Source organism: Streptomyces sp. NPDC087859, assembly GCF_044742595.1.
Classification (GTDB): domain Bacteria; phylum Actinomycetota; class Actinomycetes; order Streptomycetales; family Streptomycetaceae; genus Streptomyces; species Streptomyces canus_F.
In genome coordinates this window covers 370,855-397,580 of record NZ_JBIUUU010000010.1, presented here as the reverse complement: position 1 = coordinate 397,580, position 26,726 = coordinate 370,855, and the positions used below count along the sequence as shown (strand labels likewise).

Here is a 26,726-nt window from a genome sequence, read left to right as displayed (position 1 = left end):
CGGAACCAGCCGCCTGACCTGCGTCCCCGAGCGCTTCACGGGGAACGCCCGGGGAACTCGGCCCCCATGAACACACCCGCAGACGATCACCGGTCGTACTGGATCGACACCGCGCCCCCGGGAACCCTCCATCCGCCGCTGGAATCCGACCTCACGGTCGATGTCGCCGTCGTCGGTGGCGGCATCGCGGGTCTCAGTACCGCCTGGGAACTGGCCCGCGCCGGCCGCCGCGTGGCGGTGCTGGAAGCCGACCGGATCGCCACCGGGGTCACCGGGCACACGACCGCCAAACTGAGCGTCCTGCACACGCTCGTCTATGCCCGGCTGCGCCGGACCCGTGGCCCCGAGGCCGCGAAGCTGTACGCGCGGTCGCAGACGGAGGCCGTCCGGCATGCCGCCGAGATCGTGGACGAGCTCGGCATCGACTGCGACTGGGAGGACACGGCGGCCTTCACCTACGCCCGGGACCCGGCCGCCACCGACGAGCTGAAGGCCGAGGCGGACGCGGCGCGGGAGGCGGGGCTGCCCGCCGAGTACGTGACCGAGACCGGTCTGCCGTTCCCCGTCGCGGGCGCCGTCCGGGTGACGGAGCAGGCGCAGTTCCATCCCCGCAAGTACCTCCTGGCACTCGCCGAGGACCTGCTCCGGCAGGGCGCGGTGATCCACGAGCGGACCCGCGTCGTGGGCCTCGACGAAGGCCGCCCCTGCACCCTGAGGACCGCGGGGGGAGCGACGGTACGGGCCGACGACGTCGTGGTCGCCACGCACTACCCCGTCTTCGACCGGGCGCTGCTGTTCACCCGGCTGTCCCCGCGCCGCGAGCTGGTCCTGACCGCGCCGATCCCCGCGGGCCTCGATCCGCACGGCATGTTCATCACGCCCGAGCAGGGCACCCGATCCGTGCGCACCGCCCCGTACGAGGACGGACAGCGGCTGCTGGTCGTCACCGGCGAGCACTTCACGCCGGGCACCGGCGACGTGAAGGCCAGGTTCGCACGGCTCGCCGACTGGGCCACCGAGCACTTCGGCGACCTGGAGTTCACGCACCGATGGGCCACGCAGGACAACGACCCCACCGATTCCGTACCGCTCGTCGGCCCGCTGCACGCGGGTGCCCATCACACGTACGTGGCCACCGGCTTCGGCGGTTGGGGACTGAGCGGCGGCATCATGGCGGGACGTCTCCTGGCACAGCAGATCACCGGTCAGAAGTGCGCCTGGAGCGACCTGTACGACCCCCGGCGCGTCCGCACCGTCGTCGGTGAGGCGCCCGCCTTCCTCAAGAACCAGGCCAAGGTCGCACGGCACTTCGTCGGGGACCGTCTGGCGTCGGCCGCGGGAGGCTCGGTGGACGACATCGCCCCCGGGGACGGCGCCGTCGTCCGCGTCGGCGGACACCGCTGTGCCGTCCACCGCGACGAGAACGGAGAGCTGCACGCCGTCTCCGCCCGCTGTACGCACCTGGGCTGCCTGGTCGCCTTCAACTCGGCGGAACGCGCCTGGGAGTGCCCGTGCCACGGGTCCCGTTTCACCCCCGACGGAGACATCGTGCAGGGTCCCGCCGTACGGCCGCTGAAGAAGCGGGACATCTGACCTCGCCCCCCGACCGCCGATGTACGGGGCAGCGCGTCCTACGCGCCCGCCGCGCTGCGCCTCCTCGAGATGGTTGGTGCCGATGCCGGCGCGGGCGAGCACGGCCGGCGTGTAGTACTCCTCGAGGAAGAGCTGACCGGTGGTGCAGCCGATGGCTCCGGGGCCCCGCTGCTCCGGCAGTTCCCGTGAGCGGCCCGCGACCTGGTCCATCGCCGTGTCCCAGTCGCACTCCTTCAGGCGCCCGGCCCGGCGTACAAGTGGACGGGTCAGCCGGTCCAGGGAGCCGTTCGCCTCCCATCCGTAGAGGTCCTTGGGGCCCAGGCGGCCACGGTCGTCGGTCCGGCCCCGCACGCCCACGATCCGTCCGTCGCACACGGCGATGGCCATGGCGTCGCTGTTGGAGTGCAGCAGCGAGGCGGACGGCACCCACCTCTCCACGTCGTCCTCGGCGACACCGGGGGCCAGGTGTGCGTCGGCGCGGGAGGGTCAGGGGGTGCCGGGGTCATAGGGGGTGCGCGCTCCCCCTATGTCCTTGGTGCGGTCACTGCCTTCGGTCACCGTGTCACCTCCACGTACGAGCGGGCCGCTCCTGTGAGTACCCCCTGTGTCCGGCTCGCCCGCCGTCGTGTGGGCCCGCCTCCGACGGGGCACTCGGGGTCGCGGGCGGCCGTCCGGGCCGCCGTTGCCAGGGAGGTGGAGGACATGGGCCATGGTGGGAACGTCATCGACGAGCTGATGACCGATCATCGGGAGGTCGAGGAGCTCTTCGGCCGGATCGACGGTCTCGCGCCCGGTGACAAGGACCGCAAGGTGTACGCCGACCAGGTCACGATGGAACTGGTGCGGCACTCCGTGGCCGAGGAGGCCTATCTCTATCCGGCCGTGCGCGAGCATGTGGCGGGCGGCGACGCCCTGGCCGACCGGGAGATCGAGGACCATGCGCGGGCCGAGCAGCTGATGAAGGACCTGGAGGGCTGCGACGCCGGGGATCCCGAGTTCGACCGGCTCATGACGGCGCTGATGACCGAGATCCGTTCGCATGTGGCCGACGAGGAGCAGAACCTCTTCCCCAGGCTTCGCGCGTCCTGTCCTCCCGACGCCCTCGACGCCCTGGGCGACAAGGTGCGCCAGGCGAAGAAGGTCGCCCCCACCCGCCCGCACCCGTCCACCCCGAGCACGCCTCCGGCCAACAAGCTGCTGGCACCGGGCGTCGGGATGGTCGACCGGCTGCGCGACACCCTGACCGGACGCGGCAAGAAGGACTGACCGGCAGCGCGGGCTTGCCACCCCTGAACACGTCCTGATGAGCCCGGCTCCGGACGCCCCGGTGGGCGGGACCAAGCGGGCCGAGACCAGGCCGACATGCGCCAGGGCACGGCCTCCGCACCGGGCATGCCGCCGGGGCCGGCCCGCAGACAGCCGCACGTACGCCAAGCCCCCGCGCGAGGCACCCGGCACACGCCACGGCCGCCGTCTGCGCAGGCAACAGCTCGACGCGACCCAGCCCCACCGCCGGTGACGTCGCCACCGCGCCAGAACAAGCCCGCAGACGATCAACCGGGCCTCCGCGCCCGACATGTCCCCGAGACCCGCCCGCAGACAGCCGCACGTACGCGAAGCCCTCACGCGAGGCACCCGGCACACGCCACGGCCGCCGTTCGCGCAGGCAGCGGGTCGGCGCGGGCGCGGCCTACCTGCTCGGCCCCGCCGCTGGGTGACGTGGCCGCCGGCCGCTGCCGGGCGCCGCCATCTGACAGCCGTCAGCGAACGCTCCCGCGCTGCCACACGATCACTCCCGCCGGCCGGCGCCGCGGCAGCGGACATGAGCCGACCCGGTCAGCCCTCCTCGGCCGACGAGACCGCGGTCGGCCGAGCCAGGCCCGCCGTCCACTTCTCCTCGATCCGGCCGACCTTCCACACCAGCCAGGCCACCGCCCACGTGGCGAAGAACAGTGCCACGACGATGTAGCCGATGATGTTGAGGTCGAGGCCGGAGACCCGGTCCCAGAACGGGCCGTGCAGGCCGGCCTGTTCGGCGAGGAGGCCGAGCAGTTCGACCGTGCCGATGAGGAGCGCGACGGCGACGGACAGTCCCGTGACGGTGAGGTTGTAGTAGACCTTGCGGACCGGCTTGGAGAACGCCCAGCCGTAGGCGAAGTTCATGAACGAGCCGTCGATCGTGTCCAGCAGGGACATTCCGGCCGCGAACAGGACCGGCAGACACAGGATCGCGTACCAGGGCAGCCCGGAGGCGGCGCCCGAGCCGGCCAGCACGAGCAGCGCGATCTCGGTCGCCGTGTCGAAGCCGAGGCCGAAGAGAAGGCCCAGCGGGTACATCTGCCACGGCTCGGTGATCGACTTCATCAGACGGCCCAACAGGCGGTTCATGAAGCCCCGGTTGTCGAGCTGCTCCTCCAGGGCGGCCTCGTCGAAGTGGCCGGTGCGCATCTGCCGGAAGACCTTCCAGATTCCGGCCATGATCACCATGTTGATGATCGCGATGAGGTACAGGAAGGTTCCGGAGACGGTGGTGCCGATCCAGCCGGTGACGCTGTGCAGCGTGGAGCCGTCGTCCGCGACGGGTCCGGCCAGCGCCTTCACCCCGAGCGAGAGCAGGAAGGCGAGCGCGAACACGATGCTGGAGTGGCCGAGCGAGAACCAGAAGCCCACCGAGAGCGGCCGCTTCCCCTCGCTCATCAGCTTCCGGGTGGTGTTGTCGATCGCGGCGATGTGGTCGGCGTCGAAGGCGTGCCGCATGCCGAGGGTGTAGGCGGTGACGCCGATGCCGATCCCGAAGCTCCGCTCCCCCAGGCTGTAGTGCTCCGGCGCGACGATCACCACCAGCGTGAACCAGCCGATGACGTGCAGCGCCAGGATGAACGCGGCCATCCCGCCGAGACTCGCCCACTCCTTCCGGGTCATCGAGGTGCGGATGCGGTGAGCGGTGGTCATGGGGGCGCGGGCCTTACTCGTCGGCGAACGGCCGTCTTCAGCCGCGCCCTCCAGGCTTCTGCGAACTATTCGCAGGTACAACCTGACAGCGGCAAAGCCCGCGTCAGATTTCGGCCGGCACGTCAAGTATTGGCAATGGTTTTCACATGGATCGGGTTCGGTCATACTTCTGACATTCATTTTCATCTAGCGTGGCGTGCGCCCCCTTGTTCCACCCCCTCGCGGAGGATCCATGCCCACGTTCCCGTCCCGGCGCCTGGCCGCCCTGATCACCGGCGCCTCGCTGGTCGTCCTGGCAGGCTGCGGCGGCTCGTCGGACTCCGACAGCGGCGGGAGCCCCTCGCAGAGCCCGGCCGCCGCCTCCGCGATACCGGTCGTGACCTCGACGAACGTCTACGGCGACATCGTCGGGCAGATAGGCGGCACGAAGGTCGACGTCACCTCGATCATCAGCGACCCGGACCAGGACCCGCACTCCTACGAGGCCAACACCCAGAACCAGCTGGCCCTGTCGAAGGCGAAGGTCGTCGTCGAGAACGGCGGCGGCTACGACGACTTCGTGGACCGGATGCTGAAGAGCGGCAACTCCTCCGCCGAGGTCGTCAACGCCGTCAGGATCTCCGGCAAAACCGCGCCGAAGGGCGGCGAGCTCAACGAGCACGTCTGGTACGACTTCCCCACCATCTCCAAGATCGCCGACAGCATCGCCGCCGCCCTCGGCAAGGCCGACCCGGACGACGCGGCCGGCTTCACCAGGAACGCCGAGGCCTTCAAGGCGAAGCTCCAGCCGCTGGAGGCGAAGGAGGCGCAGATCAAGAAGGACCACGGCGGTGAGGCCGTGGCCATCACCGAGCCCGTGCCGCTGTACATGATCGAGGCGAGCGGGCTGAAGAACGCGACGCCCTCGGAGTTCAGCGAGGCCATCGAGGAGGGCAGCGACGTCTCCCCCAAGGTCCTTCAGGCCACGCTGGCACTGTTCTCCGGCAAGAAGGTCGAGGCGCTGGTCTACAACGCCCAGACCTCCGGCCCGCAGACCGAGAAGGCCGAGGCCGCGGCCAAGGCGGCCGGCATCCCCGTCGTCCCGGTGACCGAGACCCTGCCCAGCGGCAAGGACTACCTCGGCTGGATGACCTCCAACGTCGACGCGCTCGCGGGCGCGCTGGACAAGTGAGGGGCCCGGGCCGGATCCCCGCACAGGGCGGAACCGGCGCGGTCATCAGCCTGCGCGGGGCCGCCCTGTCGTACGGCGAGCGGGTCGTCTGGAGCGGCCTCGAACTCGACGTACGGCCCGGCGAGTTCGTCGCCGTGCTCGGGCCGAACGGGGCCGGCAAGACCAGCTTCGTCAAGGCTCTGCTGGGTCGTCAGCCCCTGTCCGCCGGGACACTGACCGTCCTGGACCGGTCTCCCCGCGAGGCGGCACGGCGGATCGGATACGTACCCCAGCAGGCGGAGTTGTCGGCGCAGACCATGCTGCGCGCCCGCGACCTCGTGCGCTTCGGCATCGACGGGCACCGCTTCGGACCACGGCTGCGTACCACCGCCGTCCGCCGCAGGGTGGACGAGATCCTCGAGTCGGTCGGGGCGTCGGCGTACGCGGATGTACCGCTCGGCATGCTGTCCGGCGGTGAGCGCCAACGCGTGCGCATCGGGCAGGCGTTGGCGACCGATCTGCGGATCCTGCTGTGCGACGAACCACTGCTCTCGCTCGACCTGCACCACCAGCGGGCCGTCACCGAACTGGTCGACGCCCGCCGCCGTTCTGACGGCACGGCCGTGGTCTTCGTGACGCACGAGATCAATCCGGTGCTCGGCCTGGTGGACCGGGTGCTGTACCTGGCCCGGGCCGGTCACCGGGTCGGTGCGCCGGAGGAGGTCCTGACCTCCGCGTCGCTGTCGGAGCTGTACGGCACGCGGGTCGACGTCGTCCGTGTCCAGGGGCGGATCGTGGTCGTCGGCGCCCCCGACGAGACGGCCGCCCCGCCCCATCACGCCCCCGAGATCGAGGAGGTGCGCTCATGACGGTCGCCGACGGCGTCTGGCAGCAGATCTTCAGCTTCGACCACTACGGCGAACTCCTCGCACTGGTGCGCAACTCGCTCGTCGCCGGGGCCGCCCTCGGGCTGGTCGGCGGTCTCGCCGGGGTCTTCGTGATGATGCGTGATCTGCCGTTCGCGGTGCACGGCATCAGCGAGTTGTCCTTCGCGGGGGCGTCGGCGGCGCTGCTGCTGGACGCGAACATCGTGGTGGGCTCGATCCTCGGATCGCTGCTCGCGGCCGGCACGATCGGGGTCCTGGGGGCGCGGGCGCGGGACCGCAACTCGGTGATCGGCATCATCATGCCGTTCGGGCTCGGGTTGGGCGTGCTCCTCCTCGCCCTCTACAAAGGGCGGGCGGCCAACAAGTTCGGCCTGCTGACCGGGCAGATCGTCGCGGTCGACACCCCGCAGATGGCGTGGCTGCTGGGCACTTCGGCGCTGGTCGTGGTCGCGCTGGCGGTCATGTGGCGGCCGCTGTCCTTCGCCAGCGCCGACCCGGACGTCGCCGAGGCACGCGGGGTGCCGGTGCGCGCGCTGTCCTTCGCGTTCATGCTCGTGCTGGGGCTCGCGGTGGCCCTGTCGGTACAGGTCGTCGGCGCGCTGCTGGTCCTGAGCCTCGTCGTCACACCGGCCGCTGCCGCCGCCCGAGTCACGGCGTCGCCGGTGCTGCTGCCCGCGCTGAGCGTGCTGTTCGCGGTCCTCTCGATCGAGGGCGGCATCCTGCTCGCGCTCGGCAGCTCCATCCCGATCAGCCCCTACGTCACCACCGTGTCCTTCACGATCTACGTCGTCTGCCGCCTGGCGGGCAAGCGGCGCGTACGCCGGTGGGGAGCGCGCGGGACGGCCTTGGCGTCCTAGCCCATCGGCCGCGAAAGGCCCTTCCCTGTCAGGGGCGTTCAGGATCGTGGTGTGACCAGGCCCGCGTCGTACGCCACGATCACCGCCTGGATGCGGTCGCGCGCCCCGACCTTGGCGAGCACGCGGCTGACGTGCTTCTTCACCGTGGACTCGGTGAGCATCAGCCGCTCGGCGATCTCCGCGTTGGTCCAGCCCCGGCCGATGGCGACCAGCACCTCGTGTTCGCGTGCGCTGAGCGAGGCGACGCGCGGGTCCGGGGCGGCGGTGGGCGGCGCGGCGACCTGATGGACGTAGGTGTCCAACAGACGTCTGGTCAGGCTGGGGGCGACGACCGCGTCGCCCGTCGCGACGGCGTGGATACCGGCGATGAGTTCCTCGGGGCGGGCGTCCTTGAGCAGGAAGCCGCTGGCTCCCGCGCGCAGGCCGGCGTAGGCGTACTCGTCGAGGTCGAAGGTGGTGACGATGAGAACGCGGGTGCGGCCGCCTGCGGCGACGATGCGGCGGGTGGCCTCGATGCCGTCCATGCCGGGCATGCGGACGTCCATCAGGACGACGTCGGGGCGCAGTTCGGCGGCCATGCGCACCGCCTCGGCGCCGTGTTCGGCCTCGCCGAGGGGGGTCATGCCGGGGGTGCCGGTCAGCAGCATGCGGAAGCCGAGGCGCTGCAAAGGCTGGTCGTCGGCGATGAGGACGGTGGTCATGAGACGCGCTCCCCGGACACCGGCCCGGCCGGGGCGTCGAGCAGGACGTCCACGACCCAGCCACCGGTGCCGTCGCGCGGCCCGATGGTGACGACCCCGCCGTACATCGCGGCCCGCTGCCGGATGCCGACGACACCGTGCCCGGACTCGGTCGCCGGCCGCGGGCCCTCTCCGTGCCGTGGTCCGCTGTCGGTCACCCGGACATGGACTCCGCCGCTCTCCACGGCGACGGTCACCTCCGCCGCGGCTTCCGCGCCGGCGTGCTTGAGCGTGTTGGTGAGGGCTTCCTGGACGATGCGGTACACGGTCAGCTGGACGCCGTCGCCGAGCGCGGCCGGATCGCCGCCCGTGCGGTACGTGACCTTCAGTCCCGCCGCGCGGACGCGGGTGAGCAGCGCGTCCAGGTCTTGGATGCCGGGCAGCGGGCTGCGCGAGGCGTCCTCCGGCTGGTCCCGCAGAACGCCGAGGGTGCGCCGGAGCTCGCCCATGGCCTGCCGTCCGGTGTCGCCGATGAGGCGCAGCGCTTCCACGGGTTCCCGGCCACCGTGTGCGGCGAGGGTGGCGGCGCCGTCGGCGAGGCCGACCATGACGGAGAGGTTGTGGCCCACGATGTCGTGCATCTCGCGGGCCACGCGCGAGCGTTCGGTGGCGGCCATGAGGCGCTCGCGCTGCTCGCGCTCGATCTCCAGCCGCTCGGCCCGGTCCTCCAGCGCCGCCATGTACAGCCGGCGCGTACGGAAGGTCAGGCCCAGGGCCACCGCGGCCGTCGTGGTGCCCAGCAGGAAGAACAGGCCGACCAGCGGCCGTTCCATCGGCAGCAGGACACAGACGGCCAGGGTGGTCTCCAGGACGATCAGTCCGGCCGCCCAGGCGAGCGTGCGCAGCGAGCCGCGCAGCGCCAGGCTGTACAGGGCGACGAGCAGGCTGACGCCGGCCTGCTGCCAGATCCCCAGCGACCACTGGACCAGTGCGATCAGCGAGATCGCGAAGAAGGCGGCCGCGGGCGCCCTGCGCCGCCACCACAGCGGCAGGACGAGCGCGGTCGCGCCGACGGCCATCACCCAGGTCGGCACGTCGGACTCCTGCCGGGCTCCGCCGAACGGGCCCTCGTCGCCGCCGGTGAACACATCGGGCAGGCTGACGGCGGCCACGGCCAGGACCACGAGCGTGTCGGACAGCCAGGGATGACGCCGGTCCAGACCCTGCTGGCGCCGCTGCCCGCGCAGCAGCCGGCCCAGGACCGGGTGCGCCCATGCGGCGTCCAGCCCGGAGGACGGTGACACCGCCGTCTTCGGGCCCTGGTCCGTCTGCCGGGCTCTCATGCGTCCCATTGTCGGGTCTGCGTCGATCAGGCGTCGGTCCGCGCCAGCCGGTACGCCGCGCCGGCGAGGGTCAGCGCCACCCATCCGACGAAGACCGCGAGGCCCGCCCCCGGGCTGAGGGAGTCCGAGGCCTCGTGCAGGGCGTAGACGGCACTGCCGGCGTTGCCCGGCAGGTACGGCGTGACGGTGTCCTCCCAGGAGTCGGGCAGCAGCGTGGCCAGGCCGCCCAGGACGAGCAGTACGCCGACGAGGATGGCGATGCCTCCGGCGGTGGACCGCACCAGCGCGCCCAGGGCCACGCCCCACACGGCCACCAGACCGAGGTAGAGTCCGGCGCCCACGAGGCTGCGCAGCACACCGTCGTCACCGAGGGACAGTGCGATCTTCTCGCCGTCCAGGCCGAGGCCGCCCAGTGTGAAGGCGGCCAGGGCGGCCACGGTCGTGACGACGAGGGCGACGCCCCCGAAGACGGCGCTCTTCGACCACAGCACCGGCAGTCGCCTGGGTACCGCGGCGAGGGTGGAGCGGATCATGCCGGTGCTGTACTCGCCCGCGGAGACCAGCACGCCGAGCACCCCGATCGCCAGCGAGGCGAAGGTCAGTCCGGTCAGGGCCAGGCCGACGGCGTCACTGGCACCGCCGCCGCCCGGTCCGGGCGGGCCGTCGTCCGCGACCGCGTCGGGGCTGTAGGTGGCGGAAGCGATCGCGCCGATGGCGACGAGGAGGAGCAGGGCGACGCCCAGGGTGATCCAACTGGAGCGCAGCGACCAGAACTTGGCCCACTCGGCGCGCAGGACGCGCGGTCCGGTGACCTTGTAGCGAGGGCGTACGACGGAGAGGGTCGGGGCGGTCATCAGCCGGCCTTCCTGACGGTCCCGGCCGGGGCGCTCTGGTACTCGACCTCGTCACGGGTGAGCTCCATGAACGCCTCCTCCAAGGAGACGGACTGGGGGGTGAGTTCGTACAGCGGCACACCGTGCCGTGCGGCGATGACGCCGATCTCGCGGGAGCCGCGCCCGGTGACCAGCAGTTCCTCCGTGGCGCCGGAGGAGATGAGGACGTCCGGCCCGGCCAGCAGCGCTCGCAGCTTCACCGGGTCGGCGGTGGCGACCTTCACTCCGCCGCCCCCGGCCTCGCGTGTGAAGTCGTCGACCGTGGTGTCCGCGAGCAGCCGGCCCCGGCCGATGATCACCAGGTGGTCGGCGATCAGCGCGGTCTCGCTCATCAGGTGCGAGGAGAGCATCACGGCCCGGCCCTCGCCGGCCAGATCGCGCAGCAGGTTGCGTACCCACAACACGCCTTCCGGGTCGAGGCCGTTGACGGGTTCGTCGAGCATGACGACGGCCGGATCGCCGAGCAGGGCGGCGGCGATGCCGAGCCGCTGGCCCATGCCGAGGGAGAAGGCGCCGACGCGTTTTCCGGCCACGCTGCTCAGCCCGGCCAGCTCGATGACCTCGTCGACCCGGCGGCGCGGGATGCCGTGGGTGTGGGCCAGGGCCATGAGGTGGCCGACGGCCGAGCGGCCCGGGTGGACCGACTTGGCCTCCAGCAGGGCGCCGATCTCCTGGAGCGGTGCGGAGTGTTCCGCGTAGCGGCGGCCGTTGACGGTGGCCGTCCCGGTGGTCGGCGCGTCCAGGCCGATGATCATGCGCATGGTCGTGGATTTCCCGGCGCCGTTGGGGCCGAGGAATCCGGTGACCTCGCCGGGTTTGACGGTGAAGCTCAGTCCGTCGACCGCTGTCTTGTCCCCGTACCGCTTGGTCAGGTCGCGTACTTCGATCATCGGGCGCCGTCTTTCGCGTCGCACCGCCACGGCGGGCCCGTGACGTCTGTCCTCGCTCACGCTAGGGACGTCGTCGTCGCCGTCCCTGGGCCCGTGGAGGTCACTTCGTGCCGGCACTGGTACCGCGGTACCAACGGCGGGTCAGCCTCGAGGATGACCTCGCCGGGACGCGCGGAATGCCCGGGGTGCACGGAACCGGCCGACCTGCGCGGAATCCTTTCTTCGGCGAGTGTGGCGTACGTATGGTGATCTCGTGAAGGCACTCCTGTCGTCCGGTGTCCCAGGTACCCGCACGCGCCCCGCCACCCGCACGCCGGCCGGGCAGCTCGAACCGGTCGCGGGCCGGACCTCGTCCTGACGAGCCCTTCCTCCCACGCCCGCCCCGACGGGCGGCGCTTCCCGCTCCGTTCGAGAAGAGAGGTCCCTCCCGATGAGCTCCAGGATCCAGCCGACCGCCCAGGTCGACGAGACGGCCACGATCGGCGACGGGACGACGGTCTGGGACCTGGCCCAGATCCGGGAGGACGCCCGGCTGGGCACCGGGTGCATCGTGGGCCGGGGAGCGTATGTCGGCCCGGGCGTGCGGATCGGCGACAACGTCAAGCTCCAGAACTACGCGCTGGTCTACGAACCCGCGGTGCTGGCCGACGGAGTGTTCGTCGGCCCGGCGGCGGTCTTCACCAACGACCACTTCCCGCGCTCGGTGGACCCGGAGGGGCGGCTGAAGCGCGGCGGCGACTGGGAGGCCGTGGCGGTGGTGGTGGCCGAGGGGGCGTCGATCGGGGCCCGTTCGGTGTGCGTGGCACCGGTGCACATCGGTCGCTGGGCGCTCGTCGCGGCGGGCGCCGTGGTGACCCGGGACGTGCCCGACTTCGCGCTCGTGGTCGGCGTTCCCGCCCGCCGGATCGGCTGGGTCGGCCGGGCCGGCGTACGACTGGCCGCGCGGGACGGCGAGTCGGGCGTGTGGGAGTGCCCCGAGACGGGCGAGCTCTACGACGAGAAGGACGGCGAGCTCGTCGAACGCTCATGACCGTCGTTTCCGTTGTTCCCTAAAAAGGCAAATCATCGAACATCTACAGTCATAACGTGTGTGCGATCTGTGCAGACCAAGCACAATGGCCACACGAACCAGTAGTGCCCAAGGGGGGGTTACGGGGTGGGGACACCTATGCCTGCTGCCAGGAGCGCCGACCACTCCGGCACCTGACGTCCACCTTCTTCCGCCGTATGGCCATCCGTGCCAGCGGCGATCCCAGTCTGCGCAAAACAGGACCCACAGGGGGGTTGGTGTGCCCAAAAGATGACCACCACACGTCTGGCGGCACTCGGTCATGAGGAACCGCCACTGCTCTCGCTCGCCCAACGGCTACTGTCCGTAGCCGAGTTGGGGCTCCCGGAGATGCTGCTCCCGGGTGGTGAAGCCTTCTCCTTCACCATGTCCGGGCGCAAAGCCTCCGACGGTTCCTGGACCCTGGACCGGCGCGGGACCAGCACCCGGTACGCGGCCATCACCGCGCTGGGCGTCGAGTTCCTCCCCGAGGACCGCCAGCGCGCGGTGCTCGCGGGGCGTACCGCCCAGGAGTTCACGGGTCTGCTGATCGAGTCGCTGCCCGCGGTGACCAACCTCGGTGACGCCGCGCTCATCGCCTGGGCCGCCGCCGAGACCGGACACCCCAAACTGTCCGACGCCCTCGCACGGGTCGAGGCCCTGGACGAGGAGGGCCGGCCCCAGTACACCGTCGAGGCGGCATGGGTGCTGTCCGCGCTCGCGGCCGCTCGCGGCACGGTCGACGTGGAGAGACGTTTCACCGCGGCCCGCGACCGTCTGCTGCGGGCCCGCATCGGCGACAGCCCGCTCTTCCCGCACGCCACCGGCCCCGGCCTGGTGCCCTGGTACCGGGCCCATGTCGCCTGCTTCGCCGACCAGACCTACCCGCTGCAGGCCCTGGCCCGCGCCCACGCGAGCGACGACCAGGGCGGCGACCCGGAGGCCCTGGCCGCGTCCGAGGCGTGCGCGCGGCGCATCTGCGAGCTCCAGGGCGAGGGCGGGCAGTGGTGGTGGCACTACGACGCGCGCACCGGCGGTGTCGTGGAGGGCTACCCGGTCTACAGCGTCCACCAGCACGCGATGGCACCGACCGCCCTGTTCGACCTCACCGACGCCGGCGGCGGCGACTTCGGCGCGGCGATCCGCAAGGGCCTGCGCTGGATGTCGGACGTACCCGAACTGGGCGCCGGCCATGAGCCGTTGATCCTCGACGAGCTCGGCGCCACCTGGCGCAAGGTCTACCGGGGCGACCCGAAGAAGGCCGTACGCGCCGCCCGGGGCCTCGGCACCCGGGTCGTACCGGGCCTGCGGCTGAAGTCCCTGGACCGGGTGTACCGCCCCCTGTCCGTGGACCGCGAGTGCCGGCCGTACGAGTTCGGCTGGATGCTCCACGCCTGGCAGGGGGGCCGGATATGAGCGAGCGCCGGACCCTGTTCGGGGTCGAGCTGGACCCGCTGACCATGGACGAGACCGTGGCGCGCTGCCTGGACGCGGTCCGGGACGGCCGCCAGTTGGAGATCGGGGTGGTCAACGCCGCGAAGCTGGTGAACATGCGGCGCGACCCCAGGCTCGCCGAGGCCGTGTCGGGGTGCGATGTCGTCGTCGCCGACGGACAGGCCGTGGTCTGGGCCGGCCGGGTGCTGCGCGCCCCGCTGCCGGAACGGGTGGCCGGGATCGACCTGTTCCTGCGACTGCTGGGCGAGGCGGAGTCGGCGGGCATCTCGGTGTACTTCCTCGGTGCCAAGCAGGAGGTGCTGGAGGAGATGCTGCGCCGGGTGGCCGACCTCTTCCCCGGTCTGAAGGTCGCGGGCAGCCGCAACGGCTACTTCGACGACTCCCAGCAGGAAGCCATCGCGGACAGCATCGCGCACAGCGGCGCCCAGATGCTCTTCCTTGGCATGACCTCGCCGAAGAAGGAGATCTTCACCGCCGCCTACGGCGCCCGCACCGGCGCCCGGGTCGTGCACGGGGTCGGTGGCTCCTTCGACATCCTGGCCGGGATCACCAAGCGCGCCCCCGCCGCCTGGCAGCGGGTGGGGCTCGAGTGGCTCTACCGCACGTTCCAGGAGCCGCGCCGCCTGGGCCGGCGCTATCTCACCACCAATGCTGCCTTCGTCCTCATGACGGCGCGCGAGTTCATCCGGCTCTCCCCGCAGGCCGCTTCCGCGAACAGGAGTCACTGATGCGTGTCGTCGTGGTGGGACAGGGATACGTCGGCCTGCCGCTGGCCATCCGGGCCGCCGAGGTCGGCCACGAGGTGATCGGCTACGACGTCGACTCCCGGCGGATCAAGAGCCTGGCCGCCGGTGAGTCCTTCGTCGAGGACGTCTCCTCCGAGCGGATCCGCGCGGCGCTGGACAACGGCACCTACAGACCGAGCGAATCGGCCCGCGACTGCGGCGGGTTCGACGTCGCGGTGGTGACCGTGCCGACCCCGCTGCACGAGGGCACTCCCGACCTGCGGTACATCAAGGAGTCGGCGGTCACCCTCGGCCGCTATCTGCGGCCCGGGGCCACCGTCGTCCTGGAGTCGACCACCTATCCCGGCACCACCCAGGAGCTGTTCGGCCCGCTCCTGGAGGACGGTTCGGGCCTGGCCGCCGGCGCCGACTTCCACCTCGGCTACAGCCCCGAGCGCATCGACCCCGGAAACGCCGTCTGGGGCTTCCAGGAGACCCCGAAGGTCGTCTCCGGCGTCGACGCCGCCTCCCTGAGGGCCGTTCAGGACTTCTACGCCGAACTCGTCGACACCACCGTGCCGGTGAGCTCGCCCAAGGAGGCCGAACTCGCCAAGCTCCTGGAGAACACCTTCCGTCATGTGAACATCGCGCTGGTCAACGAGATCGCGATGTTCGCCCACCACCTGGACATCGACGTCTGGCAGGCCATCGAAGCCGCCTCCAGCAAGCCCTTCGGCTTCATGAAGTTCACGCCCGGACCGGGCGTCGGCGGTCACTGCCTGCCCATCGACCCCTCGTACCTGTCCTGGCGGGTGCAGCGCGAACTCGGCCAGAGCTTCCGGTTCGTGGAGCTGGCCAACGACATCAACAACCACATGCCCGAGTACGTGGCGCGCCGCATCGGCGACCTGTTCAACGCCAGGCGCCGTGCGGTGAACGGCTCGCGCATCCTGCTGCTGGGGCTGGCGTACAAGAAGAACACCGGCGACGCCCGGGAGTCGCCCGCCCTGCGCATCTCCCAACTGCTGCTCGACATGGGGGCCCAGGTCAGGGCGGCGGACCCGCATGTGGTCGAGAGTCTGCCGGTGGACACCCGCCTGGTGCGGGTCGAGCCCACTCCGCAGGAGCTGTCGGCCGCCGATGTGGTGGTCCTGCTCACCGACCATGACGGCTTCGACTACGAACTCGTCGCCGAACACGCTCCCCTGGTCCTGGACTGCCGCCGCCGGCTGCCGTCGGGACCCACGATCGAGGTGCTCTGAACCATGCCGCGCATCGTCTGCGTCGCCGGGGCCCGCCCCAACTACATGAAGATCAAACCGGTGATGGACGCCCTGGAACGCCGGGGCGCCGAGGTGGTCCTCGTCCACACCGGCCAGCACTACGACCCGGCGATGAACGACGTGTTCTTCGCCGACCTCGGCATCCGGCCGCCCGACCGCTTCCTCGGGGTCGGTTCGGGCAGTCACGCCGAGCAGACCGGCCGGGTGATGACCGCCTTCGAGCCGCTCCTGGACGAGGTGGACCCGGACATCGTCGTGGTGGTCGGCGACATCAACTCCACGCTGGCCTGCGCTCTGGTCACCGCCAAGGCCGGGCCGCTCCTCGCCCATGTCGAGGCCGGTCTGCGCAGCCGCGACTGGGGCATGCCGGAGGAGGTCAACCGCGTGGCCACCGACCGCGTCAGCGACTACCTGCTGGCCCCCTCGCCGGACGCGGTCGAGAACCTGCGCGCGGAGGGGTACCGGGAGGACCAGATCCACCTCGTCGGCAACGTCATGATCGACACGCTGCTGACCAACCTGGAACGCGCCCGAGCCTCGGACATCCTTGATCAATACGGTCTGACCAAAGGCGAGTTCGGCCTGGTCACCCTGCACCGACCCGCCAACGTCGACGATCCCGAGATCCTCGCCGGGCTCCTCAAAGCGCTCGGCGAGATCGCCGGCCGCTGTCCGCTCCTGCTGCCCGTGCACCCGCGGGCCGCTCAGCGGCTGGCCGAGATCGGTGTCCCCGGGGGCATCAGGCTCGTACCGCCCGCCGGATACCTGGACTTCATCGCCCTGCAGGACTCCGCGCGTGTCGTGCTGACCGACTCGGGCGGGGTGCAGGAGGAGACCACCGCGCTGGGCGTGCCCTGTGTGACCCTGCGCGACAACACCGAGCGGCCCATCACCGTCGAGCAGGGCACCAACGCGCTGGCCGGCCGGGACCCGGCTCGCATCGTGGCCACGGTGAACCGCGTACTGGACGCGCCTCCCGCGCCCCGCCGGCCCGAACTGTGGGACGGCCGCGCGAGCGACCGCATCGCCGACGTGCTGCTGGCCGGAGGCACCGCGAACACCCGCCCCAGACCCACTGATCAGCCGAGACCCGGTGACCCATCGCTCCCCATATGATCCGCCTGAAACATATGCTCGTCGAACATCTGGTCGCTAGGGGGGACCATCATGGATCTCGCTGAGATCTTCCGGGTCATGCGCAGGCGTTGGTACATCCTGCTGCCCGGGCTGCTGCTGACCGCGGGCCTGACGTTCGCCGTGACGCTGGTGGTTCCCGTCACCTACCAGTCGCAGAGCACGGTGATCCTGCTCAACTCGCAGAAGGCCACCGTCGCCTACGACGGCAATCCGTTCCTGAGCACCCAGACCTCGCTCACCGGCATGGCCGACAGCCTGGCCCGCAACCTCAACTCCGACGACTCCGTCCGGGAGCTCAAGTCCCGCGGCGCGACCGGCACGTTCGAGGCCAAGCTCGCCGACAACGCCCAGGGGCCGCTGATGTGGCTCACCGTCACGGGCACGGACAAGCGTGCCGTGCTGGCCTCGGACAAGATCCTGACCGCGTATGCGAACGAGCGGCTGGAGCAGTTCCAGGAGGACCAGTCGGTCGCCCCCAAGGCCATGATCCGGCTGACGACGATCGTGGCCCCGCAGCCACCGATCGCGCAGACCAAGACCCGGCTCGAGTACATGATCATGGCCGGGGGTCTGGGCCTGGTACTGACCCTGGTCGCCGTCTTCTACGTGGAGGCACGGCGCCGGTCGCGTCCGCGGGAAGACGCGGCACCGGTCGAAGCGCCGGAGCCGACGACCGCGTCCCGCGCTCCTTCCCCCGCTCCGGCTTCCGAGGAGTCGGCCACGGAACAGACCATCGCGCTGCGCACACCGCCCGCCTGGGCACGGTCCGCCGGGAACAGACCTGCCGCGGAGACGAAGGCGGGACGGTCCGCCGTCGTCATGGCACCCGCCGCCGAGCCGCTCGACGAGGAGTCGACCAGTGGACAGCGTTCGCACACCGGACAGCGAGACCGCTGACCCGGGCGACACCCCCGCTCCCGCGGCCGCCGCCTCCCTCGGCAAGAAGGTCCGTTCGGCGGCCCGTTGGAGTCTGATCAACACCGTTGTCATGCGGCTGGGCACCTTCGCGACCGGCATCGTGCTGGCGCGCTTCGCCCTGGGCCCCGCGGAGTGGGGCGTCTACGGCATCGCCCAGACCGTGCTCCTGGTCCTGCTCTCCGCCAACGAACTGGGCGTTGGTCTGGCCATCGTGCGCTGGGAGGGGGACGCGCGGCGGTTCGCGCCGACCGTACTGACCCTCAGCGTCCTGTCCAGCGGCCTGCTGTACGTGGCGCTGTTCGCGGCGGCACCGACGGTGGCGGGCCTGCTCGGCTCGCCGGACGCCGCGGGCGTCCTGCGGGTGATGTGCCTGTGCGTGGTGATCGACGGGATCGCGCAGGTACCCGCCAACTTCCTCACCCGGGAGTTCGCCCAGGGCAAGCGGATGATCATCGACGCGCTCAACTTCCTGATCAGCACCTCGGTGACACTGCTGCTGGCCTTCGCGGGCTGGGGCGCGATGAGCTTCGCCGTGGGAGCCGTGGCGGGCAACGTCGTGACGCTGGTCGGCTGCGCGCTGGCCGCGCCGGGCACCCTGAAGTTCGGCTGGGACCCCGAGCAGGCCCGGGCGCTGCTCAGGTTCGGGCTGCCGCTGGCGGGGGCGAGCATGCTGGCCCTCGCGGTGGTCAACGTCGACACCATGGTGGTGGGCGCGACGCTCGGCAATGTGGCGCTGGGCTTCTACGTGCTCGCCTTCAACATCTCCGGCTGGCCCGTACGGATCATCTCCGAGGCCGTCCGGCGGGTCTCCTTCGCCGGGTTCTCGCGCCTGGCCGAGTCGCCCCAGGCGCTCGCCCGGGGCTTCAGCCGGGCCCTGGGTGTGGTGGTCACCGCCACCGTCCCGCTCTGTGTCCTGCTGGCCGGTCTCGCGGGGCCGGCCATCGAGCTGATCTACGGCGACCACTGGGCCCCCGCCGCCGCGGCACTGCCCTGGCTGATGGCCCTCGGCCTGATCCGCATCGGCAGCGAACTCGCCTACGACTGTCTGGTCGCGATCGGACAGCGCCGCTCGCTCTTCGTGGTGCAGGGCCTGTGGCTGGTGGCCCTGATCCCGGTACTCCTCGTCGGCGCCCGCACGAACGGCATCGTCGGCGCCTCCCAGGCCCATGTCCTGGTCGGCGGCGGCGTGGTGGTACCCGTCTTCCTGTTCGCCCTGAACCGCGGTGGCGTCGGTGTCGGCCTGATCGCCAGGGCCTGCGCCTGGCCCTTCCTCGGCGGAGCCGTGATGGCCGCGATCATCCTCGGCCTGGAGCGCCCGTTCGGCGACGGTCCGCTCGCGCTGCTCGCCCTCAGCACGATCGCCCTGGCCGGCTACACCCTGTGCGTCCTGCCCAGCCGCGACTTCCTGCGCGGCGTCGGCGGCGGCGACCGGCCCCAGCGCGGCCGCCACCGGTCCACCGCACCGGTCGGCCCACCCAACAGGACTTGAGGTGAACCCGATGTCACGGCGCATCAGCCGTAACTCGATCACAGGACTGCTGTTCGCGGCCTTGGTGGCCGTCTTGTGCGCGGCCTGCTCGGGCTCGGGCTCGGACCGGGCCGCCTCGTCCAAGTGCCCGGGGGACGGGCCGACCTGCCGTACGAGCGGGTCCCCGGCGTCGCCGGGCACAGCCTCGCCGACCGCGGTCGGCAAGGCGACGGACCGCCCCGCCGCCTCGCCCTCCCCCTCGCCGTCCCCGACGAAGAAGCCCACCGCGACCGGGAGCCCCGGCGGCGCGTCCGGCGGCCCCGCGTCCAGGGTCGACTGCGCCTCACCCGGCGCCTGCGGGTTCCCCGACGCCGACACCACCGGTCCGCGGATCGCCCTCAAGCCCAAGAAGACCGGGTACTGGGCGATCCGTACCGACGGGCTCGTCATCCGGGGCCAGGACATCACCGGCTCCCTCGACATCTACGCGAACAACGTCACCGTCATCGACTCCAGGATCACCTCGGACAGCTGGTGGGGGATCAACCTGCGCCCCGGCTTCAGCGGCCTGAAGGTCCTGCACTCGGAGATCACGGCCGTCCCCGGCAAGGGGCCGGACAACGGCGGCGTGGACTACGCGGTGTCCAACATGGGGGGCAGCTCCATCGAGGTCGGCTGGTGCGATGTCTCGGTGTTCGGCGACGCCCTCTCCATGGGACAGGGCAACCTGCACGACAACTACGTGCACGACATCGAGCCGTTCGTCAATCTGGGCGGCGAGTGGCAGCACACCAACGCGGTGATCAGCGGCGGCGGCAACACCGGCCATCTGACCATCCGCCACAACACCCTGCTCAACGCGACCAGCCTCAAGCAGGGCGCCTCGGGAAGCATCGGCCTGTTCGCGGACACCGGGGTGGTCCGCAACGTCACCGTCGACGACAACTGGATCGCCGGCGGCGCGTACGCCCTGTACGGCGGTTCCACGGGCGCCACCGGGATCAAGGTCACCGACAACATCTTCTCGACCGAGTACCACCCCGCGTCCGGCGGATACGGCGTGGTCGCGCACTGGAACCACAGCGGTGCCGGAAACGTGTGGCGCAACAACCGGCTGTCCGACGGCCGCCTGGTCAAGCCGGAGCCCGCCGCGTGAGCGCCCTCGCGCGCCGCGTCGCGCGGGCGCCCTGGACGCTGCTGAAGACGGTGTTCGGCTGGCTGGTGCTCTTCGAGGCCAGGAACAAGGTCCTGCTGGCGCCCTCCGCGGTGCGGCTGCGCCGGATCGAGGACGCCGAGACCCGACGGCTGGCCGCCACGCTGCCGGCACCGCCCTCGGCTCTGGTCGCCACCGTCATCGCCACCCACCGACGCCCCGAGGCGCTGCGTGCCGCGGTGCGCTCGGCCCTGGACCAGACCGTTCGCGACCAGGTCGTCATCGTGGTCGACGACGGCGCGGGACTGCCCGAACTCCCCGACGACCCGCGGCTGTTCGCCGTCTCGCTGGCGCACAACACCGCGGTCGCCGGCGTCGTGCGCAACGTGGGCATCCGCCTCACCCGCTCCCGGTACGTGGCATTCCTGGACGACGACAACCTGTGGGAACCCGACCACCTGGAAAAGGCGTTGGCGGTCCTGGACTCCCCCGCCGGACCCGACGGCGTCTACACGGCACTGCGCCGCGTCCTGCCCGACGGCACCGAGAACGACGTCCTGTCGGTGCCCTACGACCGGCGCCACGCCGCCCGTGAGGCGTTCCTGGACACCAACGCCTTCGTCGCCCGCCGCAATCGCTCCCTGCACTTCAGCCGGCTGCGCCGCACACCGGAGGTGCTGCCCCGCGAGGACTGGGAGCTGATCCGCCGGTACGGCCGCCGGCACCGGGTGCGCCATGTGCCGCACCCCACCGTCCGATACCTGATGAACCCGGCCAGCTTCTACACGCAGTGGCGACAGCCCAGTTGAAGCGCGCGCCCTTCTCCTCTCCCACTCCGCTCCGACCACAGGTGGTTGATCCGATGCCCCGATCCCGGGCCCTCAGAAACAAGTTCGTCGACGCGCCCGGCTCCCTGGGCGAACGCATGCGCGTCGCCCGCTGGGAGCGGTTCCGGCGCTGCTTCCCCGGCATCGAGAACATGAGCGTCGTGGACCTGGGCGGCACGGCCGACATGTGGCTGCGCGCACCGGTGCGCGCCAAGCACGTCCACCTGATCAACCTGGAGGAACATCCCTCCGAGGTGCCCGACTGGATCACCACCGAGGTCGCCGACGTCACCGACCCGCGGGTCGCCGCCGAACTGAGCGCCAAGGGCGGCTACGACCTGGTGTTCTCCAACTCGACCATCGAGCACGTGGGCGGCCACAGCCAGCGGCAGAAGTTCGTCGCCGCCGTCGGGCAACTGGCCCCGCTGCACTGGATCCAGACCCCCTACCGCTACTTCCCCGTCGAGCCGCACTTCGTGGCACCCGGCTTCCAGTTCCTGCCGCTGGCCGCCAGGGCCCGTCTCGTACGCCGCTGGCCGCTGGTGCACAGCCGCCCCGACAGCCCGGAGTCGGCGATGAACGCGGTGATCAACATCGAGCTGCTGACCCGCACCGAGATGCGCTACCTCTTCCCCGACTCGGTGCTCCTCAGCGAGCGGGTGCTCGGTGCCCCGAAGTCGCTCATCGCCGTACGGACGGAGCGCTGATGCTGAACAACCTCATCAACAGACATGACGCGGACCGGTTGCTGCGCAAGGTGCGCAAGCTGGACCTGGACCCGGTGCTGGCCAAACTCCGGGTGCGCGGCGGCGCGCGCGTGGTCCAGCACTGGTCCCAGGTCGATCCGTCGCTCACCGAGTGGTGGGCGATACCGGCGGTCATCAAGCGGTGGAACCTGCTGATGACCGGCGACGCGGAGACGTCCTTCCCCCAGTACGTGGCCGCCAAGCACTTCGCGCCGCGTACCGATCTGCGCGGCCTCTCCCTCGGGTGCGGCACCGGCGGCAACGAGCTGCTCTGGGCGAGGACCGGCGCGTTCTCCCTCCTGGAGGGCGTGGACGTGGCGCAGCAGCGGATCGACTTCGCCACTCGGGCCGCCGCCGAGGAGAACCTCTCCGACGTCCTGCGTTTCCGGGTCACCGACGTCAACCAGATGGCCGCCGACGGGGAACGCTTCGACGTGCTGCTGGGACTCCAGTCGCTGCACCACTTCGACAACCTCGACGAGACGCTGCCGCGGCTGTCCCGGCTGATCGAGCCCGAGGGGACGTTCGTGGTCGACGAGTTCGTCGGCCCCACCCGGTTCCAGTGGACCGACGGCCAACTGGAGGCGGCGAACGCTCTGTTGGCACAGCTCCCCGAGGAGCGGCGGCGGCTGGCCGACGGGCGGATCAAGCGGCGGGTGGTGCGGCCCAGCAAGCTGTCGATGGTGCTGGACGACCCTTCCGAGGCGGTGGACGCGGCGGCGCTGCTGCCGGGGCTGCGGCGCCATTTCGACGTGGTCGAGGAGCGGCCGTACGGGGGCACGGTGCTGCATATCGCGTTCTCGGGGATCGCGCACAACTTCCGGGATCAGGAGCCGGAGACGCTGGCGTTGCTGGAGCGGTGCTTTGCCGCGGAGGACGCGGCGCTTGCTGATGTGGGGCACGATTTCGTTGCCATGGTGTGTCGGCCACGTCGCGTGGACTAAGGGGGCGCCGGGCCATGTCGACTGTCGGCTGCGGCACTGTCGTGGCTGGTCGCGCAGTTCCCCGCGCCCCTAGGGAGACTGGGCGAGGTTCGTCACTATGGGCCCGGCGTCTTGCTCAGCGTGCCCGGGCGGGCGAGGGCCGCGGCAGCCTCGCGGCTCGCCCTGCGGCCCAGGGCTGCGCGGGACGTCTCGCGGAGCAGGACCGCCGTACGGAAGGCGGCCGTGGCCAGGGGGCCGTGCCGCTTCCGGTACAGGCGGACCCGGTTGACGGTGAGGAGGGTCCACAGGCGGGGGGACACCTGGGAGTCGCCTCCCAGGTGTACGGCCTCGGCCGTCGGGTCCAGCTGGGTGGCGTATCCCCGGTCCCGCGCCCGCAAGCAGTACTCGGTCTCCTCCGAGTAGAGGAAGAAGGACTCGTCCCACGGGCCGCACGCGGTCAGGCAGTCCGCCGATATCGCCATGAGTGCGCCGGTCGCCCAGTCCGCGCGGGTGGGGTGCCGGTACGCGGCCGGGTCGGTGACGAGTTCGCTCAGGGCGGGGAAGCGTCCGGCCCGGGTGTTGCCGATCACGGCCTCGCCCAGGGCCCTGAGCACGGTCGACTCGCGGCGCAGTGAGCGGTGGGGCGTGTCGCTGCCCTCTTCGTACAGGAGGGGTACGGCGATCCCCACCCCGTCGCCGAGGTTGTCGACGAGACGCTTGGCGCAGCCCTGCCGCATCCGGATGTCGGGATTGCAGATCAGCACGGCCCCGTACTCGCCGGCCGCGCCCAGCGCCGCGTTGATCCCGGCCGCGTACCCGGCGTTGCGGCCGGTCTGGACGATCGTGGTGTCCGGCGCCAGCTTCCGCAGCACGTCGACGGTGTCGTCGGCGGAGTCGTTGTCGGCGACGACCAGCCGCCAGTCGAGGCCCGCCATGCCCTCGGGAAGTGCGGCGAGGAACCCGGGGAGCACCGAGGCGCTGTTCCAGGTGACGACGATGACGGCGACGGGGCTCATCGGGACTCCACGAGTTCAGGGAGCTGGGCTTCGGACGGCTTACGGGGTGCGGGGGCCTCGGCCGCCGCCGCGGCGGCCTCGCGGCGGACGAAGCCGAGGTAACTGCCGCCGGCCCCCAGGGTCAGGAAGAACATCCCGGCGTACATGGGGAAGCTGAGCGCGTCGAAGGTGGCGCTGATGACGAGCGCGACCAGCGCCGAGGCGAGGAACGCCTGCCCGAGTTCGCGGTCGGAGTCGGTGCGGGCGAGGCGGCGGATGGTGCCGCCGGTGTGTATGCCGGTGAGGAACAGGGCGAGCAGCGCGACCAGCCCGACGATGCCCATCTCGGCCAGGGTCAGCATGTACTGGTTGTCCGTGAAGAAGTACAGGTCGGGCGTGAAGGTCCCGAATCCCCGTCCGAACCAGGGGTGTTCGTCGAGGTAGGGGACGATCGCGCTGTACTTCACGGTGCGTGCCTGGGTGCTGCTGTCGGAGCCGGACAGGAAGCTCGCGAACAGGTTGGTGATGGTACCGATCAGCCCCGGAATGATCACCTTGAACCCTGCCACCGACCCCATGATGATGGCGATGGCGGCCCAGCGCCGCTGCGGCTTCCAGCGGGGCACCATCACCAGGATCACGATGAGTGCGCCGATGATGGACGTCCGGGACACCGTCAGCGGCAGCGCGCCCGCCATGATCGCCACCGGGGCCCAGCGGCGCAGCGCGCCGGCGTGCCGGCGGACCGGGTCGAACGCCTGGTGGACGGCGAAGGGAACGAGGATGGCCAGCATCCCGCCGAACTCCAGCGGATGGGCCGTGGTCGAGCGCGGCCGGGTGAAGGAGCCGCGGTCCATGGCGCTGATCCCCGCGGTGCTCGACTGGAGGCCGGGGATGTGGATGGAGTCGGCGATGTTGGTCGCGGCGAAGAAGTCGTAGTAGCCGATGAGGGCGACCACCGTGCCCAGGACGACGAGCCGGCGCATCAGGGTCTCCAGCCGGCTGCGCTCCTGGATGCCGGCCGATGCCAGCACCACCAGCGCCACCCAGACCCCGAGTCCGATGAGTCCGCGGTCGGCTCCGAGGACCTCCTCGTGCGTGCTGTTGCGGGTCGCGTCGGCGATGTAGGACAGCAGCACCGCCGCGGCGAGCAGGCACATCGCCACGCGCGGCAGCCTGGTGCCCTCGGCCGGGCGGATACGGCCGCCGAGCCAGGTCGCCAGGTACCAGAGGAGTCCCAGCAGGGCGAAGACGTTGGCCGGGGTGCCGACGCCGCCGAGCGCGGGCAGGGTGAGGTTCGACGGGACGAAGAAGGCGAGCGCCAGATAGCCGGTGAGGATCGTCGTGGCGTCCAGCCTCCGGGTCAGCAGGCCCTTGGGCGCCCGCTCCGGGGGCTTGGCGCGATGGCGCCGGGGGACGTATCCCTCGCGGGCCCGTCCCCGGCGGCGGACCACCGCGACGCCTTCGGCCAGGATGGACAGCAGGAACGCGCTGACGACGCCGACGATGACGACCGACGCGATGTTCTGGTACCGGGCTTTCGGCTGCGAGACCGGGGTCTGCGGCAGCACGACCGGCGCGGCCTGCACGAGGTACCCCGTGGGCACCTTGGACGCGGCCTGGAGGGCCTTCAGCTGCTCCCCGGTGAACTTGGTGAGGGTGGTGGTCTCCTGGAGCACCTTCTCCCGGTCGGTTCCGGTGACGCTCAGGGTGAGCAGCGGGCTGTCGGCGGCGGGCGCGAATCCGACCGTGTACCGGTCCGTGACGCCCCGGGAGTGCAGTTCCTTGGCCGAGTCGCTCGACTGGAGCGTCCTGATCAGGACGTCGGCCGTGACGACCAGTGAACCGCCCGCGTTCGAGATGGGGTTGCCGAAGGTCGGCGCCAACTCGGCGACCGCCGTGGAGTCCAGCAGGGTGACAGAGCTCTGCGACTGGTAGGAGACCGGCACGGTCCGGTACAGATAGCCACCCGCGAACAGGCTGAGCAGGGTGAGGGGCACCATGAAGTACCAGCGCCTGCACATGATCGCCCAGATGTCGCCCAGGCTCATGAGAACTCTCCCCGGTGTGATTCGGTGGCGGCCCGCCCCGGCGCCTGCGAGGATCGAGGCCGACGGAAGGAAACCCTGTGTCGCCTCGTGACGTCGCCGAAGCGCTGCTCCGCCGCTGGTACGTGCTGCTGCTCGCGCTCCTGCTGACGGCCGCCGGAGCCTATCCCGTGCTCCGCCCGACACCGGAGTACCTGAGTTCGGCGGTGGTCGTCCTCAAGCCGCCGGCGACGGGCAACCAGCCGAACCAGCTGACGAACCTGCAACCGCCGCTGGCCACGCTCTCGTACGGCGTCATCCAGCAGCTCGAATCGCCCGGCGGACGCGAGGAGTTGGCGTCCGCGGGCGTGCACGGCACCTATCAGCTGATCCCGCGCAACAGCGGCACCAGCGCGACGCCCCGCTATCTGATCCCCTCGGTCCAGGTGCAGGCGCGCGGGGGCGATCCCGCCGCGGCCGACACCGCGGTCCGCCGGATCATCGACGTCTACGCCGGGCATGTGGCGGACGTCCAGGAGGCGCAGGGGATCGCGCCGGAGGCACGGATCAACGCGTCCGTCCTGGTCACCCCGAGCGCCGCCCCGATCCAGGGCACCAAGAGCCGTGCGCTGGCCGGTACGGCGCTGCTGGGCGGGCTCGCCGCGATCCTCGGCGCGCTGTGGTTCGACCGGTACGCGCTGCGTCGCAGGAGCAGGCAGGAGGCCTCCCCGGAACCGCTCCCGCACGTCGGCGGGGTTCCGGTGGCGGGCTGAGCC

24 protein-coding genes and 1 pseudogene are annotated in these 26,726 nt (G+C 71.2%); 17 read left to right on the top strand and 8 right to left on the bottom strand.

Translation table 11 applies throughout. From position 1 onward, the window contains the following. Positions 1 to 66: 66 nt before the first annotated feature. Positions 67 to 1,593, top strand: a complete 1,527-nt coding sequence (locus tag ACIOHP_RS26445) for an FAD-dependent oxidoreductase (RefSeq protein ID WP_401891465.1) — start codon at positions 67 to 69, stop codon at positions 1,591 to 1,593. A 63-nt stretch (positions 1,594 to 1,656) separates the two neighbouring features. Here ACIOHP_RS26445 and ACIOHP_RS26440 read toward each other — a convergent pair. Next, a pseudogene (locus tag ACIOHP_RS26440) lies at positions 1,657 to 2,151 on the bottom strand (molybdopterin-dependent oxidoreductase); the annotation flags it as partial. Positions 2,152 to 2,295: 144 nt separating this feature from the next. On the opposite strand from ACIOHP_RS26440, the gene ACIOHP_RS26435 reads away from it, so the two are divergent. Further along, positions 2,296 to 2,859: a hemerythrin domain-containing protein gene (locus tag ACIOHP_RS26435; RefSeq protein WP_401891463.1), complete on the top strand. Its 564-nt coding sequence runs from the start codon at positions 2,296 to 2,298 to the stop codon at positions 2,857 to 2,859. A 570-nt stretch (positions 2,860 to 3,429) separates the two neighbouring features. Here ACIOHP_RS26435 and ACIOHP_RS26430 read toward each other — a convergent pair. Further along, complete coding sequence (locus ACIOHP_RS26430; RefSeq protein ID WP_401891461.1) at positions 3,430 to 4,545, bottom strand: HoxN/HupN/NixA family nickel/cobalt transporter; 1,116 nt, start codon at positions 4,543 to 4,545, stop codon at positions 3,430 to 3,432. Between the two features lie 232 nt (positions 4,546 to 4,777). Between ACIOHP_RS26430 and ACIOHP_RS26425 the strand changes: the two genes are divergently transcribed. From ACIOHP_RS26425 to ACIOHP_RS26415, 3 genes are read left to right on the top strand one after another with little or no spacing between them, the layout of a single operon-like run. Next, complete coding sequence (locus tag ACIOHP_RS26425; protein WP_401891460.1) at positions 4,778 to 5,716, top strand: metal ABC transporter solute-binding protein, Zn/Mn family; 939 nt, start codon at positions 4,778 to 4,780, stop codon at positions 5,714 to 5,716. Then, positions 5,713 to 6,564: a metal ABC transporter ATP-binding protein gene (locus ACIOHP_RS26420; protein ID WP_401891458.1), complete on the top strand. Its 852-nt coding sequence runs from the start codon at positions 5,713 to 5,715 to the stop codon at positions 6,562 to 6,564. The genes ACIOHP_RS26425 and ACIOHP_RS26420 overlap by 4 nt, the downstream gene beginning before the upstream one ends. Continuing rightward, entirely contained in the window at positions 6,561 to 7,439 is an 879-nt protein-coding gene (locus ACIOHP_RS26415; protein ID WP_401891456.1) for a metal ABC transporter permease, read from the top strand. The genes ACIOHP_RS26420 and ACIOHP_RS26415 overlap by 4 nt, the downstream gene beginning before the upstream one ends. A gap of 38 nt (positions 7,440 to 7,477) precedes the next feature. On the opposite strand, the gene ACIOHP_RS26410 is transcribed toward ACIOHP_RS26415, so the two are convergent. Genes ACIOHP_RS26410 through ACIOHP_RS26395 form a run of 4 tightly spaced genes read right to left on the bottom strand, consistent with a single transcriptional unit; the run spans position 7,478 to position 11,245 of the window. Continuing rightward, positions 7,478 to 8,140: a response regulator transcription factor gene (locus ACIOHP_RS26410; protein ID WP_361491028.1), complete on the bottom strand. Its 663-nt coding sequence runs from the start codon at positions 8,138 to 8,140 to the stop codon at positions 7,478 to 7,480. After that, the gene (locus tag ACIOHP_RS26405; RefSeq protein WP_401891454.1) at positions 8,137 to 9,462 is read right to left on the bottom strand and encodes a sensor histidine kinase; all 1,326 of its coding nucleotides are present in this window, start codon (positions 9,460 to 9,462) and stop codon (positions 8,137 to 8,139) included. Before ACIOHP_RS26405 ends, ACIOHP_RS26410 begins: the two co-directional genes overlap by 4 nt. A 26-nt stretch (positions 9,463 to 9,488) precedes the next feature. After that, a complete protein-coding gene (locus ACIOHP_RS26400; RefSeq protein ID WP_401891453.1) occupies positions 9,489 to 10,316 on the bottom strand; it encodes an ABC transporter permease in 828 nt (275 codons plus the stop codon). Next, entirely contained in the window at positions 10,316 to 11,245 is a 930-nt protein-coding gene (locus ACIOHP_RS26395; protein WP_401891451.1) for an ABC transporter ATP-binding protein, read from the bottom strand. The genes ACIOHP_RS26400 and ACIOHP_RS26395 overlap by 1 nt, the downstream gene beginning before the upstream one ends. A gap of 430 nt (positions 11,246 to 11,675) precedes the next feature. On the opposite strand from ACIOHP_RS26395, the gene ACIOHP_RS26390 reads away from it, so the two are divergent. The 11 genes from ACIOHP_RS26390 (at position 11,676) to ACIOHP_RS26340 (ending at position 22,949) form a co-directional block, all read left to right on the top strand. Further along, positions 11,676 to 12,275, top strand: coding sequence for an acyltransferase (locus tag ACIOHP_RS26390; RefSeq protein WP_401891450.1), 600 nt, complete (start codon positions 11,676 to 11,678; stop codon positions 12,273 to 12,275). 270 nt (positions 12,276 to 12,545) lie between these two features. Beyond that, positions 12,546 to 13,709: a hypothetical protein gene (locus ACIOHP_RS26385; protein WP_401891448.1), complete on the top strand. Its 1,164-nt coding sequence runs from the start codon at positions 12,546 to 12,548 to the stop codon at positions 13,707 to 13,709. Then, the gene (locus tag ACIOHP_RS26380; RefSeq protein WP_401891447.1) at positions 13,706 to 14,476 is read left to right on the top strand and encodes a WecB/TagA/CpsF family glycosyltransferase; all 771 of its coding nucleotides are present in this window, start codon (positions 13,706 to 13,708) and stop codon (positions 14,474 to 14,476) included. Before ACIOHP_RS26385 ends, ACIOHP_RS26380 begins: the two co-directional genes overlap by 4 nt. Further along, complete coding sequence (locus ACIOHP_RS26375) at positions 14,476 to 15,735, top strand: nucleotide sugar dehydrogenase (RefSeq protein ID WP_401891445.1); 1,260 nt, start codon at positions 14,476 to 14,478, stop codon at positions 15,733 to 15,735. The genes ACIOHP_RS26380 and ACIOHP_RS26375 overlap by 1 nt, the downstream gene beginning before the upstream one ends. A 3-nt stretch (positions 15,736 to 15,738) precedes the next feature. Further along, the gene (gene wecB / locus ACIOHP_RS26370) at positions 15,739 to 16,872 is read left to right on the top strand and encodes a non-hydrolyzing UDP-N-acetylglucosamine 2-epimerase (RefSeq protein ID WP_401891444.1); all 1,134 of its coding nucleotides are present in this window, start codon (positions 15,739 to 15,741) and stop codon (positions 16,870 to 16,872) included. A 51-nt stretch (positions 16,873 to 16,923) separates the two neighbouring features. Continuing rightward, positions 16,924 to 17,790, top strand: coding sequence for a Wzz/FepE/Etk N-terminal domain-containing protein (locus tag ACIOHP_RS26365; protein WP_401891442.1), 867 nt, complete (start codon positions 16,924 to 16,926; stop codon positions 17,788 to 17,790). Continuing rightward, a complete protein-coding gene (locus ACIOHP_RS26360; RefSeq protein ID WP_401891440.1) occupies positions 17,753 to 19,300 on the top strand; it encodes an oligosaccharide flippase family protein in 1,548 nt (515 codons plus the stop codon). The genes ACIOHP_RS26365 and ACIOHP_RS26360 overlap by 38 nt, the downstream gene beginning before the upstream one ends. Positions 19,301 to 19,310: 10 nt before the next feature. Continuing rightward, positions 19,311 to 20,435, top strand: a complete 1,125-nt coding sequence (locus tag ACIOHP_RS26355; RefSeq protein ID WP_401891439.1) for a hypothetical protein — start codon at positions 19,311 to 19,313, stop codon at positions 20,433 to 20,435. Continuing rightward, positions 20,432 to 21,241 (top strand): glycosyltransferase family 2 protein, encoded by an 810-nt coding sequence (locus ACIOHP_RS26350; protein ID WP_401891438.1) that lies wholly within the window; start codon positions 20,432 to 20,434, stop codon positions 21,239 to 21,241. Before ACIOHP_RS26355 ends, ACIOHP_RS26350 begins: the two co-directional genes overlap by 4 nt. 53 nt (positions 21,242 to 21,294) lie before the next feature. Then, positions 21,295 to 21,966: a class I SAM-dependent methyltransferase gene (locus ACIOHP_RS26345; RefSeq protein ID WP_361557709.1), complete on the top strand. Its 672-nt coding sequence runs from the start codon at positions 21,295 to 21,297 to the stop codon at positions 21,964 to 21,966. Continuing rightward, positions 21,966 to 22,949 (top strand): class I SAM-dependent methyltransferase, encoded by a 984-nt coding sequence (locus ACIOHP_RS26340; protein WP_401891436.1) that lies wholly within the window; start codon positions 21,966 to 21,968, stop codon positions 22,947 to 22,949. Before ACIOHP_RS26345 ends, ACIOHP_RS26340 begins: the two co-directional genes overlap by 1 nt. Before the next feature lie 95 nt (positions 22,950 to 23,044). Here ACIOHP_RS26340 and ACIOHP_RS26335 read toward each other — a convergent pair whose 3' ends face one another. Both ACIOHP_RS26335 and ACIOHP_RS26330 read right to left on the bottom strand, forming a co-directional pair. Continuing rightward, entirely contained in the window at positions 23,045 to 23,944 is a 900-nt protein-coding gene (locus ACIOHP_RS26335) for a glycosyltransferase family 2 protein (protein WP_401891434.1), read from the bottom strand. After that, the gene (locus tag ACIOHP_RS26330) at positions 23,941 to 25,974 is read right to left on the bottom strand and encodes an O-antigen ligase family protein (protein WP_401891432.1); all 2,034 of its coding nucleotides are present in this window, start codon (positions 25,972 to 25,974) and stop codon (positions 23,941 to 23,943) included. The genes ACIOHP_RS26335 and ACIOHP_RS26330 overlap by 4 nt, the downstream gene beginning before the upstream one ends. Before the next feature lie 77 nt (positions 25,975 to 26,051). Between ACIOHP_RS26330 and ACIOHP_RS26325 the strand changes: the two genes are divergently transcribed. Next, complete coding sequence (locus ACIOHP_RS26325; RefSeq protein ID WP_401891431.1) at positions 26,052 to 26,723, top strand: hypothetical protein; 672 nt, start codon at positions 26,052 to 26,054, stop codon at positions 26,721 to 26,723. Positions 26,724 to 26,726: the final 3 nt, after the last annotated feature.